Genomic DNA, 13,531 nt, shown 5'->3' on the forward strand with positions numbered 1-13,531 from the left:
CATGACGCCGTGTTGTTGCACGTCCAACCGGCTGACGAGTTTTCCGTCAGCCTCAAGGGCGGATGAGCACAGCATCATCCGCCAACTCATCTCACCGCTGCCCACGGCGAGTTACGCCTCCGGCCGTCCCCCAACCGTCATTGCCGGGCTTGACCCGGCAATCCATGAGGCCGTGCCGCAGGCATAGCCGAACGTACCGCTCTCAAGCGTGTCGAGTCGTCATGGATGCCCGGGGCAAGCCCGGGCATGACCCGTGTTGTGACGTATTCGGCCCACCCTATGAACTGTGCTCGCGGGCATGACGCCGTGTCGTTGCACGTCCAACCGGCCGACGAACGCTCCGTCAGTCATAGTGCGGGCTAGGCCTTCGCCTAACCCGCCTACGACACTACAACGCCGCGGTGATGCCGAGCTCCTTCACCAGTCGCGCGTATTTCTCGGAATCCGCCTGCGCCAGTTTGCCGAGCGCTTCGGGCGTGCCGCCGATCGGCTCCATCGAGCCCTTCTCGAAATTGGCGCGCAGCTTCTCGTCCGTCAGCGCCTTGCCCGCGGCGGCATTGATCTGAGCGATGAGATCGGCCGGCGTGCCCGGCGGCGCGAAGGCGGCATACCAAGCCTCGAGCACCAGACCTTTGTAGCCGGACTCCTCCAGCGTCGGAATATCCGGCAGCGTCGGCGCGCGCTTCGCCGAGGTTTGCGCGATGATCTTGATCTTGCCGTCGTGGTGATGCGCGATCAGCGCGGTCGGCCCAAGGAACGCCGATTTGACGTGACCCGCGAGCAGATCGCCGACCGCCGCGCCGGCGCCACGGTAGGGCACGTGCTCGAGCTTGATGCCGGCTTCGCGCGCGAACCACGCGCCGACCACGTGCTGGTTGGAGCCGACGCCGGACGAGGCGAAACCGATCGGACCGCTCTTCTTGGCCAGCGCGACGAATTCCGCCACCGAGTTGACGCCGAGCGACGGATGCACCGCGAAGGCCTGCGGCTGATGGCCGATGTCGATGACCGGCAGCAGGATTTTCGTGTAGTCGTACGACAGCTTCATGATGTGCGGCGCGCTCGCCGCGTTGTCGTTGGTGACGAGCAGCGTGTAGCCGTCGGGCGCCGCCTTCATCGCCGCATCCATGCCGATGGTGCCGCCCGCGCCGGTGCGGTTTTCGACGAAGAACTGCTGCCCAAGCTGGCGCGATAGCACTTCGCCGCATTGGCGGGCGGCGAAGTCGATGGCGCCGCCCGGCGCCAGCGGCACGATCAGACGCACCGGCTTGGACGGCCATTTTTCCTGCGCGACGGCCGGTGCGCCGAGCCGGGTCAAGCCGGTGCCGACCGCGAGCCCCGCCGCCGCTTTTATGAAATGCCGACGTCCAAACGCCATGTGTTTCCTCCGGGTTTATTGGTTCGTTAATTGCACGCATCATGGCACATCGCCGCGCGCTGCAAAGGGGCCGAATGCTAAAGCCCCAGCAATTTCGCATGCGAAAATTGTGCGACTGCGAGAGCAATCCGGCCGCCGCATGATGCTATGGTGCGGCGCGGTGCCACGCGAAGGAGTTTCCACATGCTGACGCTTTACTACGCCCCGGGGAGTTGCGCGCTCGCCACCCACATTGCCCTCTTCGACGCGGGCGCTCCGTTCGAGACCAAGCGTGTGGATTTCGGCGCGGGAGAACAGCGCAGGCCGGACTATCTGGCCGTCAATCCGAAGGCGCGCGTGCCGGCGCTCGCCACCGAACACGGCGTGCTCACCGAGACGCCGGCCTTGCTGGCTTACGTCGCGCAACGCTTTCCCGCCGCCAAGCTCGCACCGATCGACGATCCTTTCGCTTTCGCGCAGGTGCAGGAGTTCAACAGCTATCTCTGCTCGACCGCGCATGTCGCGCACGCTCATCTGCGCCGCGGCACGCGGTGGGTCGATGCCGGCGAGACCGACGCGATGGAGGCGATGAAACGTTACGTGCCGACCTCGGTGGCGAAGATCTTCGAACTGATCGACAGCAAGATGCTCAAGGGACCGTGGGTGCTCGGCGAGCGCTACAGCATTTGCGATCCGTATCTGTACACGCTGACGCGATGGCTCGGCGACGACGGCGTCGACATAAACAGTCTGCCTAAGGTGCGCGAGCATCGCGCGCGCATGATCGAACGCGACAGCGTCAAGCGAGCATTGGCCGAGCAGGACATACCCGCATGAAGATGCCGGGCGGGCCGGCGATCATCGCCGCGCTGTTGTCCTTCAACGCCGGCTATGTCGACACGGCCGGCTTTCTCGGCCTGCAGGGACTCTTCACGTCGCACGTCACCGGCAACTTCGTGACGATCGGTGCGGCGCTGGTCTTCGGCCATCACGGCATCATCAACAAGGTGCTGGCGCTGCCCGCGTTCGTGCTCGTTGTCGCGGTGGCGCGGCTCGCAAGCAGCGCCATGCGCCGGCGCGACTGGCCGGTGCTGCGCATTCTGCTCATCACTCAGGTCACGTTGCTGGCCGGCTTTGCCGCGCTCACGATCGGCCACGGCCCCTTCCCCGATGCCGACACGGGCATCGCGCTGGTCGCCGGTTTCGTCGGCGTCGCCGCGATGGCGGTCCAAAACGCCGTGCAGCGCGTGCATTTGGGCAGCCTGCCGCCCACCACGATCATGACCGGGAACACCACGCAGGCGACGATCGACGCCGTCGATCTCTTGAGCGGCGTGGTGGCCGCCGACGGCAGGGCCGCCGTCCGCAAGCGGCTCGGGCAGCTCACCCTCGGTATTGTGCTATTCGCCAGCGGCTGCGCCGTCTCGGCGCTGTTGTTCTATCTTTCCGGGTTCTGGTGCCTGCTGTTCGCGGTACTGGTGGCCGCCATTGCCGCGAGTTTGCCGCTCAAGGCGTAAGATCGCCTTAAGTGCGATCTGGCAGGTATCGTGAATCGCATTGATTCGGACGCCGGGGTACGTTGTACAATGGCTCCGTTCGTGTAGCCGGGGGATCACTCATGCATCGTCCTGTTGTCGCCGCCGTCGCCTGCCTCGCCTTGATGATTGTGGCAGGCCCCGCCGCCGCGCAGGGCGCGTATGGAAAAATTCCCGAGCCGACGATGCAGGACGTCGATCCTGGCGTCGATCACACCGCGCGCGATGTCGATCTGCCGCCGGAACTGCGGCGCCAGTCGGTATTTTACCGCACCGATCAGCCGCCGGGCACGATCATCGTCAACACCAATGATCGCTTCCTGTATCTGATCCTCGGCAACAACGTCGCCTTGCGCTACGGCATCGGCGTCGGCCGCGACGGCTTCCAGTGGGGCGGCACGCACAAGATCTCGCGCAAGGCGGAATGGCCGGATTGGACGCCGCCGCCGGAGATGATCGAGCGTCAGCCTTACCTGCCGCGCTGGATGGCCGGCGGCCCCGGTAACCCGATGGGCGCACGCGCGCTCTATATCGGCACCACCGTCTATCGCATCCACGGCACCAACGCGCCGGAGACGATCGGCCAGGCGGTGTCGTCGGGCTGCTTCCGCCTCGTGAACGAGGACATCACGGATCTCTACGGGCGCGTGCCGGTCGGCACCAAAGTCGTCGTCGAGCACCGCTAGCGGCCGCGACGGGGATCGCGATGATGAGCGCACACTTCCGGGCCACGGCGGCGATTGTGTTCGCTCTCTCGGCCAGCGCCGCAGTGGCGCAAGACAAAGGCTATCCGCTTAAGACGCTGCTGTCGGCGCGTCAGTCCGTCGTCGGCGAACCGCTGAAATATCCGGCCACGGGCGATGCGCGCGTCACCGCCGCCATCATCACCCTCGCCCCCGGCGCCTCGACCATCGAGCACGAGCACGGCGTGCCGCTGTTCGCCTACATGCTCGACGGCGAATTGACGGTCGACTACGGAGCGCGCGGCAAGCGCGTCTATAAAAAGGGCGACGCCTTCATGGAGGCGATGGCCGTGCCGCATGCCGGCACCAATACGGGCAACGTGCCGGTGCGAATTCTGGCCGTGTATATGGGCGCCGACGGCGCCAAGAACACGATCCCGACCGGCCAGTGACCAGCCGTCTCAATCGAACAGATTGTAGGCCGCCCAGTTCGATTCCGGAATCTCGGCGCCGATCTTGTACTTGAACGCCAGCACCTTCATGTGCTCACCATCGGCGGCGCAGGTGTACGTCAGCGCGTACCATTTCTTGCGGCTGCGGAAGGCGGCGCCCTCGGCCTTGATCGTGTTGCCGTTCACCTTCGGCTCGGAGCGCGCGCCGGCAATGGCGCGATCGGGCCGATACTCGCGCGTGTCCTTCTTGATGTTGGACATCGCCGTATAGTCGCAAAGCTGTTCGAGCCGCGCGCCCGGGTCCAGCATCTTCAGCACGCGCTCGAAGCGGGCATCCATGGCCGTCGCCTGCGTCGTGAAAAGACAGGCCACACCGAGCGCGAGAGCAAAAAACCGCATATCCAATTCTCCTCACGCTGCAACCGGGACATTTACCCGCGGTTGCAGCGGCCGGGCAACCGGCGCGCGCGCCTTGTCCCAAGCAAAAGTGGCGAGAGCACGTTCACGAAAGCAGCGTGCCGCCGGCTCAAATCACGCTTATTGCGAGTCGCGCTCGAGCAGCTCAACCGATATGCCCTCGGGGCCGCGCAGGAAGCAGATCTTGATGCCGGGACGCGGCGAATGCGGTTCCTTCTGAAACTGCGCGCCCTTGGTTTTGAGCTCGGCCACGAAGCCGTCGAGATCGGTGACGAAGAGCGCGAAATGGTCCAATCCGCGATAAGGCGACTTCGGCGCGGGATTGAGCCCCTCCGGCGGCACGCCGGTGATGAAGACCTTCTGGCCGCCGAGCTCCAGATCGACGCGACTGCCCTGCTCCACCGTGCGAATCACCGCGGCGCCGAGAATCTCCTCGAACCATTTCGCCATGCCTGCGGGGTCCGGACTGCGGAGATGAATGTGATCCCAGGTAACGCGCGCCATGACCGGCCCTCCTCAATTCCTTGCGGCGTCATATTGCCTACGCAGCGCCCGCGCGCAACCTAGCAAATACTTAACCGCGCGAGCCTACGCTCCGAGCATGTCCTCGCTCAGCCCGCCTCACACGTTGCCGCAGGCGCAGCGGCCGCTCGCGGCCACCAACGCGCGGGGCAGCATCTTCATCGTCGCGCTGCTGATCGTGGCGGCGACGCTGAGCGCGCTGCGCAAGGACGTCACGCAAGGCTTCGACGAAGTCGCCCATGCCTCTTATGTCGCCCATATCCAGCACACCGGCGCGCTTTGGCCGACGCTCACCGATATGCGGATGCTCGACCCGGCGGACTTCACCTTCACCACCGCGCCGAACTATCTCAATCATCCCTCGCCCTATTATGCCCTGCTCGCGTTGCTCGGCCCGACGCTCGAAGGCCATCCGCACGCCATCGTCGTTCATCGCCTGATCAACATCGCCTTCGCCGCGCTCGGCCTCGCCGCGCTGCTGATGATCGGCATCTATGCGCGCCTGTCGCCACCCATCTTCTACGCCTACGCCGTGCCGCTCGCCTGTATCCCCGTGCTCATGCCGCTGGCCGGCGCGGTCAACAACGACAACGCGGCGTTTGCCGGCGGCGCCCTCGCGATGCTGGGCGCGTGGCAATTGATCGCGACGGGCCGCACACGCTGGCTGGTGCTGGCGCTCGCCGGCGTTCTCGTCGCCTCCTGGGCCAAGCTCACCGGGTTGATGCTCGCCGGCGGCCTCTTTGCCGGCGTGCTGCTGTGGCTTGCGTGGCGCGGCCGGTTTCGTGCGCAGTGGATCGCGCCGCTGGCGCTCGTCGCGGTATTGGCCGCCGCGCCTTACGTCGCGCTCGTCGTTCAATACGGCAGCCCCACGCCCAACACGCCGGGCCAGCTGGCGCTCTTGCGCGACGGCGCGCAACTCGCCGGTTGGGACGGCGCGGCGCGCATGACACCACTCGGCTACGCCGCCTATTTCATCGGCTGCTTCGTTCTCGAATGGATGCCGGTCCTGGCAACGCGCAATGCGTTGAACTACGGCATGCTGGCCGTTCCGATCATCGCCGCGCTCTGCGCGATCGCCGGCATCGCCTTATCGATACGGCGCATCGCACGCCACAGCGAAGCGGCGCTCGATGTGATCGTCGTCGCAGGCGCGCTCGCCTTTGCGGCAACGTTCATCATCCACATCGCCTTCAGCTATCAGCGTCATCTCAGCTTCGGTTGGATGATGGATGCCTATCCGCGCTACTATCTACCGGTGATTGCGGTCGTCCCGCTGGCGGGACTGTCTTTGCTCGACGCCGTCGTCCATCCGCGCACGCGGCACGTGCTGATCGCGTTCTATATCGTCGGACCGATTGCGTTTCGTCTGCTCGCCGGACCGCTGCAGTAACGAACCGCTCACGATCATCTCGATCGGCGCGCCGATCTCTTTCATGATGCCAAATAGCGGCGTTTTTTGACGCGCGGCTCTTGCTCCACGCAATGCCTTGACGGCATCATGGCGGCAATCACGTCGCGCCAAATCACGAGGCGCGCATGCCTTACCCGGGGGAACAATGCGCTTCATTCATCGCCGCCAATTCCTGACATATTCGGCCGCCGCATTGGCGACGCCCGCGCTGCCTGGCGTCGCCTTCGCCGATTGGCCGAAGGACAGACCGATCCGCGCGCTGGTGCCGTTCAACGCCGGCTCGTCGATCGACATCATCGGCCGCATTGTCACCGATCCATTGGCCAAACAGCTCGGGCAGACCATCGTCATCGAAAACCGCGGCGGCGCCGGCGGCAGCATCGGCTCGGCGATGGTCGCGAAGGCCGATCCCGACGGCTACACGCTGCTGATCAACGCCGCCGCGCATTCGGGCGCGCCTGCCGCCTATCCCAATCTCACCTACGATGCGGCCAAGGACTTCGCCTGCATCGCCTCCTTCGGCAGCGTGCCGAACGTGCTGCTGGTGGCGCCATCGCTCGGCGTCAAGACGGTGCAGGAATTCGTCGCCAAGGCGAAGGCAGGCAATCTGACGTATTCGTCGGCCGGCGTCGGCAGCGCCACGCACTGGGCCGCCGAGCGCTTCCGCGTCAGCGCCGGCTTCTCGGGCACGCATGTGCCGTTCCGTGGCGGCCTCGAGGCGCTGACCGAAGTGATGACCGGCCGCGTCGACTTCTGCTTCATCGGCATTTCATCGAGCATGCCCTTCATCAAGGAAGGCAAGCTCATCCCGCTCGCCGTATCCTCGGCCAAGCGCTCGCCGTCGCTGCCCAATGTGCCGACCACGGTCGAGGCCGGCTTTGCGAACTCCGACTACAACTACTGGACCGGCATGCTGGCGCCGGCCAAGACGCCGCGCGCGATCATCGACACGCTGCATGCGGAAGTGACCAAGGTGCTGGCGCTGCCGGACGTGCAGCAGAAGCTGGCCGTGCAGGGCGTCGAACCACAGCCGATGTCGCCGACCGAAATGGACGCGATGAACAAGCGCGAGATCGAGTTGAACCTGAAGATCGCCAAGGAAGCCGGCCTGAAGTTCAACTAGCGGCCACCAACGGCACAGTTCGTCGGGCGGGTTAGCCGAAGGGGTAACCCGCCTTTTCTTTGCGGGTGGCGGATGACGCTGCGCTACTCCACACGGCGCAGCCGGGTTGCTGTGGTACGCGGCCGCCAACGGCACAGCGTCATGCCCGGGTTTGACCCGGGCATCCATGATGGCTCTCCGCGCGTCATATCCCTAGGTCGCGGCTTCGTAGGGCGGGCTGAGCCCTGTAGGGCGGATTAGCGCAGCGTAATCCGCCTCTTCCTTTCCGCTAGTCGCCGCGCCGACACGGCAGATTACGCCTTCAGCTAAGCCGCCCGACACCTCGCCATCGCACCTCAAAAAATATTCCTATCCATACTTGCTCTATATTCCTTAATAGATTATAGTCCTTTCTGTCCGGCTCAACGGAGGGCGCTCTCATGAGGCGTCATGAAGCGGAGCCGGGCGCGGCGCTCGCGCGCGGGAGATGAACGCACCTCCCAAGCCCTCGAGCGGCGGCGGACCCCGCCCGGGAGCAATACGACTCCCCGCGAGGAGCTCGCTGACACCGAGTGCTTCGGCCTTGATGAAGCCTCCGTTGAAAGCGCGGCCCGCCGTTGGAAGACGCCGCGATGGCGCGCCGAGAGGCGCACCGCATGATCGCGAGATTGTGCGGGACCTGATCCGACTTCCGCGCCTGCTCGGCGCGCCGTCCCCTCTTCGTCCGAGGGGTAAGGAAAGCGAGCGTAAGACCGGCCACCCCGGGCCGCGCAAAGAACAGGGGCCATGACGCACGCCACCATCACAGCGAAAGGAGACCAGCCGTGACCACGTCCGCGCCTCCGCGCCTGCCGCCCGCCCCGTTCACCCGCTACCCTCGCCGCTGCTTTCCCTTGCTGCCGCGCCGGCGACAGGAGGCGGCGCACGATCGCCTGTTGCAACACATCGTCGCCAAGCTCACGCCGGCAGCGCGTCCGCGCTTGCGGCTCCGCCGCCGCCCCGGCGACGCGCGGCCGCAGCGCCTCAAGCGTCAACGGCTGTCGCTGCGCGCGGCGGCGCGCCGCTGGAGCGATCTGCTCGCGGTCTGGCGCCATTGCGACGATGGCCGCTGCCGCGACCTCCGCCGCTGCGAGGGCGACGCTCTGTCCTGCCTGCCGCACCACGTGCCGCAGCTGCCACAGCCGGCGCAGTTCTGGTTCGCCTGCGTCGGCATCGCGGCCGAGAAGAACATGAGCTTCGCCGAGGCCGTAACCGTCGCCGAGCGCGACACCGAACAGGCCTGCGCGCGCTGGCACGCCACGCTCGGCGTCGTCTTGCGGACGCATGGCACGCCGCCGCGCCGGGCGCATAAGGAGTGATCTTTGGCGGCGTTGCCCACAGCCATCGAGCTCTGTGCATTTTCAACGCGAGTCGCCGCGGTTTTTTTGCTACACGCTAGAACCTGGGGCACAGGCGGAATCGGGGCAGATGGCGCAGAAGAAGGCGATACAGGCAGCAGGCGGCATCGTGGTGCGCAAAGGCGCCAAGCCGTTCGTCGCCATCGTTCAACGCGCGAAAGACGGCCTCTGGGTCCTGCCGCGCGGCAAGCTCAAGCGCAACGAACGCCCGCGCGCCGCGGCCCGCCGCGAGGTGTTCGAGGAGACGGGGCACCGCGTCGAGGTGCGCGAGTTCCTCGGCGCCATCACCTATCGCGCCGAGCAGGGCCGGCCGAAGCTGGTGGAATTCTGGCATATGCGGGCGGCCGCCAATCCAAGCCGCGATTTGATGCGCGATATCACGGCCGTGGCGTGGCTGCCGCTCAAGGACGCCATCGGCAAGCTGCATTATCCGCTCGAGAAGCTGTTTCTGAAGAGCGTCGGCCGTTCGCTCGTGCGCAAGCGCGGCAAGAAGAAAGCGGCAAAAACGAAGCCTCGCAAGGCCAAGAACAAAGCCAACAAGAAGACCAAGCGTTAGCCCGCCTTGTCCCGGGCGGCTGCCGCGCCGGAACCATCCTTCTCTATGACGGTTTTATTGCAGCCATGCGGCACCCCGCCGCCATAGGCGGCAGGGCGATGAGCTTTCTCCACGAACTGGCGACTTGGGACGCCGCGCTCTATCGCGCGCTCAATGCCTATTGCGGTTGGAGTCCCTTTCTCGATCGCGCCGTGGTGCACCTGGAGGTACTCAAGGGCTCGATTTACATGGGACTGTTCGGGCTGTTGTGGTTCCAGCCCGGCAAGGATCAAGTGCGCCGCCGCGAAATGCTGCTGGCGATCGTGCTCGCGGTGGCGATCGCCCTCGTCGTCAATCGCATCTTGTCGACGGCACTGCCGTTCCGCACACGACCGATGTACGACCTCGGTGCCAACGCGCCGACATTCGAGTGGCACGCCGATCTCGAAAACTGGAGCAGCTTCCCGAGCGACAACGCGACGTATCTCTTCGCCATCGCCGCCGGCTTATGGCGCGTTGCGCCGCGATGGGGATTGTTCTTCGGTTTGTTCAGCACATGCGCCGCGTTCGCGCGCGTCTTTCTCGGCATCCATTATCCGAGCGACGTTGTCGTCGGCGCACTGATCGGCATCGCTGTCGGCTTGCTGGTCGTGCGCAAACCGCTGGTCGAAGCATTCGCGCCGCGCGTGCTCGCATGGGAAGCGTGGCAACCGGGATATTTCTACGGCGCGTTGTTCTTGGTGACGGCCGAACTCGGTTCGGGCTTTCCCAACACGCGACGCATCGGCGTTGCCATCGTGCATCTGTTTGTCGGCTTTAAAACATGAATGACGCCGGACAAACTTCGCGCCAATCGTCGCCGCAATCGCGCCCCAAAGCTTGCAGTAATTTAATGCAGCGCGGAAGCACGCTGCATGCGCCATTCAGCGGTCATTCACCGGGAAAGGCGGAACCTGACCACACGACAAAGCATTGTCTTGCCGGCACAGTTGTTAGATTTCGCAGCCGAGGGCGGCGCAGGAAACGATGCGAACGGTCGTTGAATGCATACGGAGTTGAGCAAAGGAAACCAAGCCATGACCCGAACGAGCAAAACCCTAACAGCTCTCGCGGCCACCGCGGCTCTCGTTGTCGCGGCTGTGGCCACCACCCCGCAACCGGCTGAAGCGCGCGGCGGTGCCGTGGCGGCCGGCATCATCGGCGGCATCGCCGCCGGCGCGCTGATCGGTTCCGCCGCCGCCGGCCCGCACTACTACGGCCCAGGCCCCGGCTATTACTATGGCCCGGCGCCGGTCTATTACGGCCCGCCCTGCTACTGGACCCGTGAACGGTTCTGGGACGGCTGGGGTTGGCGCGTGCGTCGCGTGCGCGTGTGCGGCTAACGCCGATATGAGGCGTGGCTAACGCCTCGGTGAATCTAAATAAGAAAAAGTCCGGGCTCCTGATGGAACTCGGACTTTTTCTTGCGAAGGGTGGGGTAGCATTTGCTGCACCCAATTTCCGACATCTTTGCGCGGCCTGTTATCGGCCGATGGTTCATCGGCTCTTAACAAACGCGTAAGGGCTCGGGTGCATCATCGCATCACGTCTCTCGGCCGTAGGAACGAGCAATGAAACACACGATCTTCGCAGTCGCCGCGGCCGGTCTGGTTGCCGCCGCGCTGCCGTCCACCGCGCAAGCGCGCTGTGACGGTTGCGGCGTTGCCGCCGGCGTTGTCGGCGGTCTCGCCGCCGGCGCCATCATCGGCGGCGCCATCGCCAACAGCCAGCCGCGCTATTACGAACCGGCGCCGGTCTACGTCGCGCCGCCGCCGCCCCCGCCGCCGCGCCGCGTCTATGTGGAAGAAGGCCCCGTCTGCCACGTCGAGCGTCAGCGCTTCTGGGACGGTTATGGCTGGCGCTCGCGCCGCGTCGAAGTCTGCGACTGAGCGAACGCACGCCGAATAAGCCAACGCCCGGCCCCACCGCCGGGCGTTTTGCTTTTGCGCGCGCGGTCAGCGGCGCATATGCGCCAGCACGTCGGCGGTCGGCCAGCAGTCGACCTTCAGGCCGTTGCGCTTCTGATAAGCGCCGAGCGCGGCGCGGGTGAGCATTCCCGCCTTGCCGTCGATCTTGTCCTTGTACAGGCCGAGCGCGGTCAGCCGCTGCTGCATCGTCTCGACGTCGCTCGTGCGCATCTGCTCGGCCTTGCTCCACGGCGTCATGAACGCGCCGCCGCCGGCGATGCGATCGCTCAAGTGGCCGACGAACAGCACGTAGAGATCCGAGTAGTTGTACTCCTTGAGCACGAAGTAGTTCTTCGGCGTCAGGAACGACGGACCGTAACTGCCTTCCGGCTGCAGCAGCGAAGCCGGCATCGCCAGCGCTTCGGCCGTCAGCTTGCGCGGCGGCAGCAGCAGATAACCGCGCTTCACCCATTCGCCGATCGGCATCGTCGTCTCCGGCGTGCCCATCGTGCAGTCGCCATTGGCCGGCGCTTTCACCTCATAGGCCCAGCGCTCGCCGCGCTGCCAGCCTTTGCCGGCGAGCTGCTTCGCGGCGGAAGCGAGCGCGTCCGGCACCGAGCGCCAGATGTCGGCGCGGCCGTCGCCGTCGAAGTCGACCGCGTATTTGTAGTATTCGGACGGCAGGAACTGCGTCAGTCCCATCGCGCCGCCCCAGGACGAACGCAAATCGGCGCGCGGCGTGCCGTCCTGCAGCATCTTCAAGGCATGCAGGAATTCGTTGCGGAAGAAGTCCTTGCGCTTGCCGATGTAGGCCTGCGTGGCCAGCACGCGGATGGCGTCGTGCGGCAGCTTGTAGCCGCCGTAATCGGTCTCGCGCGCCCAGATCGCCAGCACGACATTGCCCGGCACGCCGATCTCGCGCTCGATGCGCGCGAGCGTGTCGCGGTACTGCGCCGACAGTTGCTTGCCGCGTGCCGCCAGCCGATCGAACGTCGCCTCGCGCAGATATTGCGACGGCGTCTGCACGAATTCCGGCTGCTGCGGCACCTTCTCGGGCTTGCCGGGAATGGCGAGATCGGGCAGCGTCAAATCCGGCGCGAGCCCGGCGACGGCTTTGTCGAACGTCGCGCGCGACACGCCCATCGCCCGCGCCTGCGGCCACACCCCTTGCAGCCATTGCTCGAAAGCCGCGTCCGCCGCACGCGCCTGCTGTGCGCCGGCCACCGCCCCCACGGAGACCAGCACGATGAGCGACAACAGACGGACGAACATGAGCGGGGCCGAACGTTCGAGGAACATACGCGAATCAGAGAACAGAGAGTGTCCGGCAAATTAAAGGTAAACGCGACCGGCATATTATCCTGGCGCGCGAGGCGAAGGCGCGATACACGCACCGGCAGGCATCGCATGAACCGGTCGGTATCATTCTTGTTCCTTGAAGGCTGATCGGAAACCGATCTACCACCACCGCATCGCCGCTTACTTCAAGAACAGGTCTGAAATGGCAATCAAACTCAACATTATCGTCTGCAGCACGCGCCCGGGCCGCGTCGGCCTGCCGGTCGCGCGCTGGTTCGAATCCGCGGTCAAGAAAGACAGCCGCTTCGAGCCGACCTTCGTCGACCTCGCCGAGATCAAACTGCCGCTCTTCGACGAGCCGCAGCACCCCTCGTTGCAGCAATACGCGCACGAGCACACCAAGGCTTGGTCGAAGATCATCGGTGCGGCCGACGCCTATGCGTTCGTCCTGCCGGAATACGACTATTTCCCGCCGCCGCCCGTGGTCAACGCCCTGAGCTATCTGGTCAAGGAATGGGCCTACAAGGCGGTCGGCATCGTCAGCTACGGCGGCGTGTCCGGCGGCCTGCGCTCGGCGCAGGCGCTGAAGCTGATGCTCACGGCGCTGCGGATGATGCCGCTTCCCGAAGGCGTGCCGATCCCCTTCGCCGGCAAGCAGGTCGAAGACGGCACTTTCGTCTCCAACGAGCTCATCGACACCAGCGTCACCACGATGCTGAACGAGCTCGCCAAGTGGGACGGCGCGCTCTCGTCGCTGCGTCAGAAGTAAAAGCTTCGCTGCGCATGCAGACATCCCGCTCGTCCCCGCGAAAGCGGGGACCCAGCGCAAAAATGCAACTCTTGCATTTATCGCTGGATTCCCGCTTACGCGGGAA

16 protein-coding genes are annotated in these 13,531 nt (G+C 65.3%); 12 read left to right on the forward strand and 4 right to left on the reverse strand.

Annotation, left to right across the window (positions count from 1 at the left end; all coding sequences use genetic code 11):
• Positions 1-388 precede the first annotated feature (388 nt).
• Positions 389-1,378, reverse strand: a complete 990-nt coding sequence (locus DW352_RS12560) for a Bug family tripartite tricarboxylate transporter substrate binding protein (protein ID WP_115691650.1) — start codon at positions 1,376-1,378, stop codon at positions 389-391.
• 183 nt (positions 1,379-1,561) lie between these two features.
• Between DW352_RS12560 and DW352_RS12565 the strand changes: the two genes are divergently transcribed.
• The 4 genes from DW352_RS12565 to DW352_RS12580 all read left to right on the forward strand — a co-directional run bounded on the left by DW352_RS12565 (position 1,562) and on the right by DW352_RS12580 (position 4,027).
• Complete coding sequence (locus DW352_RS12565; RefSeq protein WP_115691651.1) at positions 1,562-2,194, forward strand: glutathione S-transferase family protein; 633 nt, start codon at positions 1,562-1,564, stop codon at positions 2,192-2,194.
• A complete protein-coding gene (locus DW352_RS12570; protein WP_115691652.1) occupies positions 2,191-2,874 on the forward strand; it encodes a YoaK family protein in 684 nt (227 codons plus the stop codon). Before DW352_RS12565 ends, DW352_RS12570 begins: the two co-directional genes overlap by 4 nt.
• Before the next feature lie 101 nt (positions 2,875-2,975).
• Positions 2,976-3,578, forward strand: coding sequence for a L,D-transpeptidase (locus DW352_RS12575; protein WP_115691653.1), 603 nt, complete (start codon positions 2,976-2,978; stop codon positions 3,576-3,578).
• Positions 3,579-3,601: 23 nt separating this feature from the next.
• Positions 3,602-4,027, forward strand: coding sequence for a cupin domain-containing protein (locus DW352_RS12580; RefSeq protein WP_115694389.1), 426 nt, complete (start codon positions 3,602-3,604; stop codon positions 4,025-4,027).
• A gap of 9 nt (positions 4,028-4,036) precedes the next feature.
• Here DW352_RS12580 and DW352_RS12585 read toward each other — a convergent pair whose 3' ends face one another.
• A complete protein-coding gene (locus DW352_RS12585; RefSeq protein WP_115691654.1) occupies positions 4,037-4,426 on the reverse strand; it encodes a DUF930 domain-containing protein in 390 nt (129 codons plus the stop codon).
• 138 nt (positions 4,427-4,564) lie between these two features.
• Positions 4,565-4,948: a VOC family protein gene (locus tag DW352_RS12590; RefSeq protein WP_115691655.1), complete on the reverse strand. Its 384-nt coding sequence runs from the start codon at positions 4,946-4,948 to the stop codon at positions 4,565-4,567.
• Between the two features lie 97 nt (positions 4,949-5,045).
• On the opposite strand from DW352_RS12590, the gene DW352_RS12595 reads away from it, so the two are divergent.
• The 7 genes from DW352_RS12595 (at position 5,046) to DW352_RS12625 (ending at position 11,339) form a co-directional block, all read left to right on the forward strand.
• The gene (locus DW352_RS12595) at positions 5,046-6,356 is read left to right on the forward strand and encodes a hypothetical protein (protein ID WP_115691656.1); all 1,311 of its coding nucleotides are present in this window, start codon (positions 5,046-5,048) and stop codon (positions 6,354-6,356) included.
• 166 nt (positions 6,357-6,522) lie between these two features.
• Entirely contained in the window at positions 6,523-7,500 is a 978-nt protein-coding gene (locus DW352_RS12600; protein ID WP_115691657.1) for a Bug family tripartite tricarboxylate transporter substrate binding protein, read from the forward strand.
• Positions 7,501-8,303: 803 nt separating this feature from the next.
• Positions 8,304-8,837 carry a hypothetical protein gene (locus tag DW352_RS26775; protein ID WP_162826926.1) on the forward strand — a complete coding sequence of 178 codons (534 nt, stop codon included), beginning with the start codon at positions 8,304-8,306 and terminating at the stop codon, positions 8,835-8,837.
• Between the two features lie 109 nt (positions 8,838-8,946).
• Positions 8,947-9,432 carry an NUDIX hydrolase gene (locus DW352_RS12610; protein WP_162826927.1) on the forward strand — a complete coding sequence of 162 codons (486 nt, stop codon included), beginning with the start codon at positions 8,947-8,949 and terminating at the stop codon, positions 9,430-9,432.
• 98 nt (positions 9,433-9,530) lie between these two features.
• Positions 9,531-10,238 (forward strand): phosphatase PAP2 family protein, encoded by a 708-nt coding sequence (locus DW352_RS12615; protein ID WP_162826928.1) that lies wholly within the window; start codon positions 9,531-9,533, stop codon positions 10,236-10,238.
• 249 nt (positions 10,239-10,487) lie between these two features.
• Positions 10,488-10,793, forward strand: a complete 306-nt coding sequence (locus DW352_RS12620) for a hypothetical protein (protein ID WP_115691661.1) — start codon at positions 10,488-10,490, stop codon at positions 10,791-10,793.
• Between the two features lie 228 nt (positions 10,794-11,021).
• Positions 11,022-11,339, forward strand: a complete 318-nt coding sequence (locus DW352_RS12625; RefSeq protein ID WP_115691662.1) for a hypothetical protein — start codon at positions 11,022-11,024, stop codon at positions 11,337-11,339.
• Positions 11,340-11,405: 66 nt separating this feature from the next.
• Here DW352_RS12625 and DW352_RS12630 read toward each other — a convergent pair whose 3' ends face one another.
• Positions 11,406-12,656, reverse strand: a complete 1,251-nt coding sequence (locus DW352_RS12630) for a lytic murein transglycosylase (RefSeq protein ID WP_245434424.1) — start codon at positions 12,654-12,656, stop codon at positions 11,406-11,408.
• Positions 12,657-12,858: 202 nt separating this feature from the next.
• On the opposite strand from DW352_RS12630, the gene DW352_RS12635 reads away from it, so the two are divergent.
• The gene (locus tag DW352_RS12635; protein ID WP_115691663.1) at positions 12,859-13,425 is read left to right on the forward strand and encodes an NADPH-dependent FMN reductase; all 567 of its coding nucleotides are present in this window, start codon (positions 12,859-12,861) and stop codon (positions 13,423-13,425) included.
• The last annotated feature ends 106 nt before the right edge of the window (positions 13,426-13,531 follow it).

Origin of the sequence: Pseudolabrys taiwanensis (assembly GCF_003367395.1) — a bacterium.
Classification (GTDB): domain Bacteria; phylum Pseudomonadota; class Alphaproteobacteria; order Rhizobiales; family Xanthobacteraceae; genus Pseudolabrys; species Pseudolabrys taiwanensis.

Excerpts from the sequence above, each read along its gene's own strand:
- DW352_RS12560 (WP_115691650.1), bottom strand. The coding sequence starts at position 1,378 with ATGGCGTTTGGACGTCGGCATTTCATAAAAGCGGCGGCGGGGCTCGCG.
- DW352_RS12565 (WP_115691651.1), top strand. The coding sequence starts at position 1,562 with ATGCTGACGCTTTACTACGCCCCGGGGAGTTGCGCGCTCGCCACCCAC.
- DW352_RS12570 (WP_115691652.1), top strand. The coding sequence starts at position 2,191 with ATGAAGATGCCGGGCGGGCCGGCGATCATCGCCGCGCTGTTGTCCTTC.
- DW352_RS12575 (WP_115691653.1), top strand. The coding sequence starts at position 2,976 with ATGCATCGTCCTGTTGTCGCCGCCGTCGCCTGCCTCGCCTTGATGATT.
- DW352_RS12580 (WP_115694389.1), top strand. The coding sequence starts at position 3,602 with ATGAGCGCACACTTCCGGGCCACGGCGGCGATTGTGTTCGCTCTCTCG.
- DW352_RS12585 (WP_115691654.1), bottom strand. The coding sequence starts at position 4,426 with ATGCGGTTTTTTGCTCTCGCGCTCGGTGTGGCCTGTCTTTTCACGACG.
- DW352_RS12590 (WP_115691655.1), bottom strand. The coding sequence starts at position 4,948 with ATGGCGCGCGTTACCTGGGATCACATTCATCTCCGCAGTCCGGACCCC.
- DW352_RS12595 (WP_115691656.1), top strand. The coding sequence starts at position 5,046 with ATGTCCTCGCTCAGCCCGCCTCACACGTTGCCGCAGGCGCAGCGGCCG.
- DW352_RS12600 (WP_115691657.1), top strand. The coding sequence starts at position 6,523 with ATGCGCTTCATTCATCGCCGCCAATTCCTGACATATTCGGCCGCCGCA.
- DW352_RS12610 (WP_162826927.1), top strand. The coding sequence starts at position 8,947 with ATGGCGCAGAAGAAGGCGATACAGGCAGCAGGCGGCATCGTGGTGCGC.
- DW352_RS12615 (WP_162826928.1), top strand. The coding sequence starts at position 9,531 with ATGAGCTTTCTCCACGAACTGGCGACTTGGGACGCCGCGCTCTATCGC.
- DW352_RS12620 (WP_115691661.1), top strand. The coding sequence starts at position 10,488 with ATGACCCGAACGAGCAAAACCCTAACAGCTCTCGCGGCCACCGCGGCT.
- DW352_RS12625 (WP_115691662.1), top strand. The coding sequence starts at position 11,022 with ATGAAACACACGATCTTCGCAGTCGCCGCGGCCGGTCTGGTTGCCGCC.
- DW352_RS12630 (WP_245434424.1), bottom strand. The coding sequence starts at position 12,656 with ATGTTCCTCGAACGTTCGGCCCCGCTCATGTTCGTCCGTCTGTTGTCG.
- DW352_RS12635 (WP_115691663.1), top strand. The coding sequence starts at position 12,859 with ATGGCAATCAAACTCAACATTATCGTCTGCAGCACGCGCCCGGGCCGC.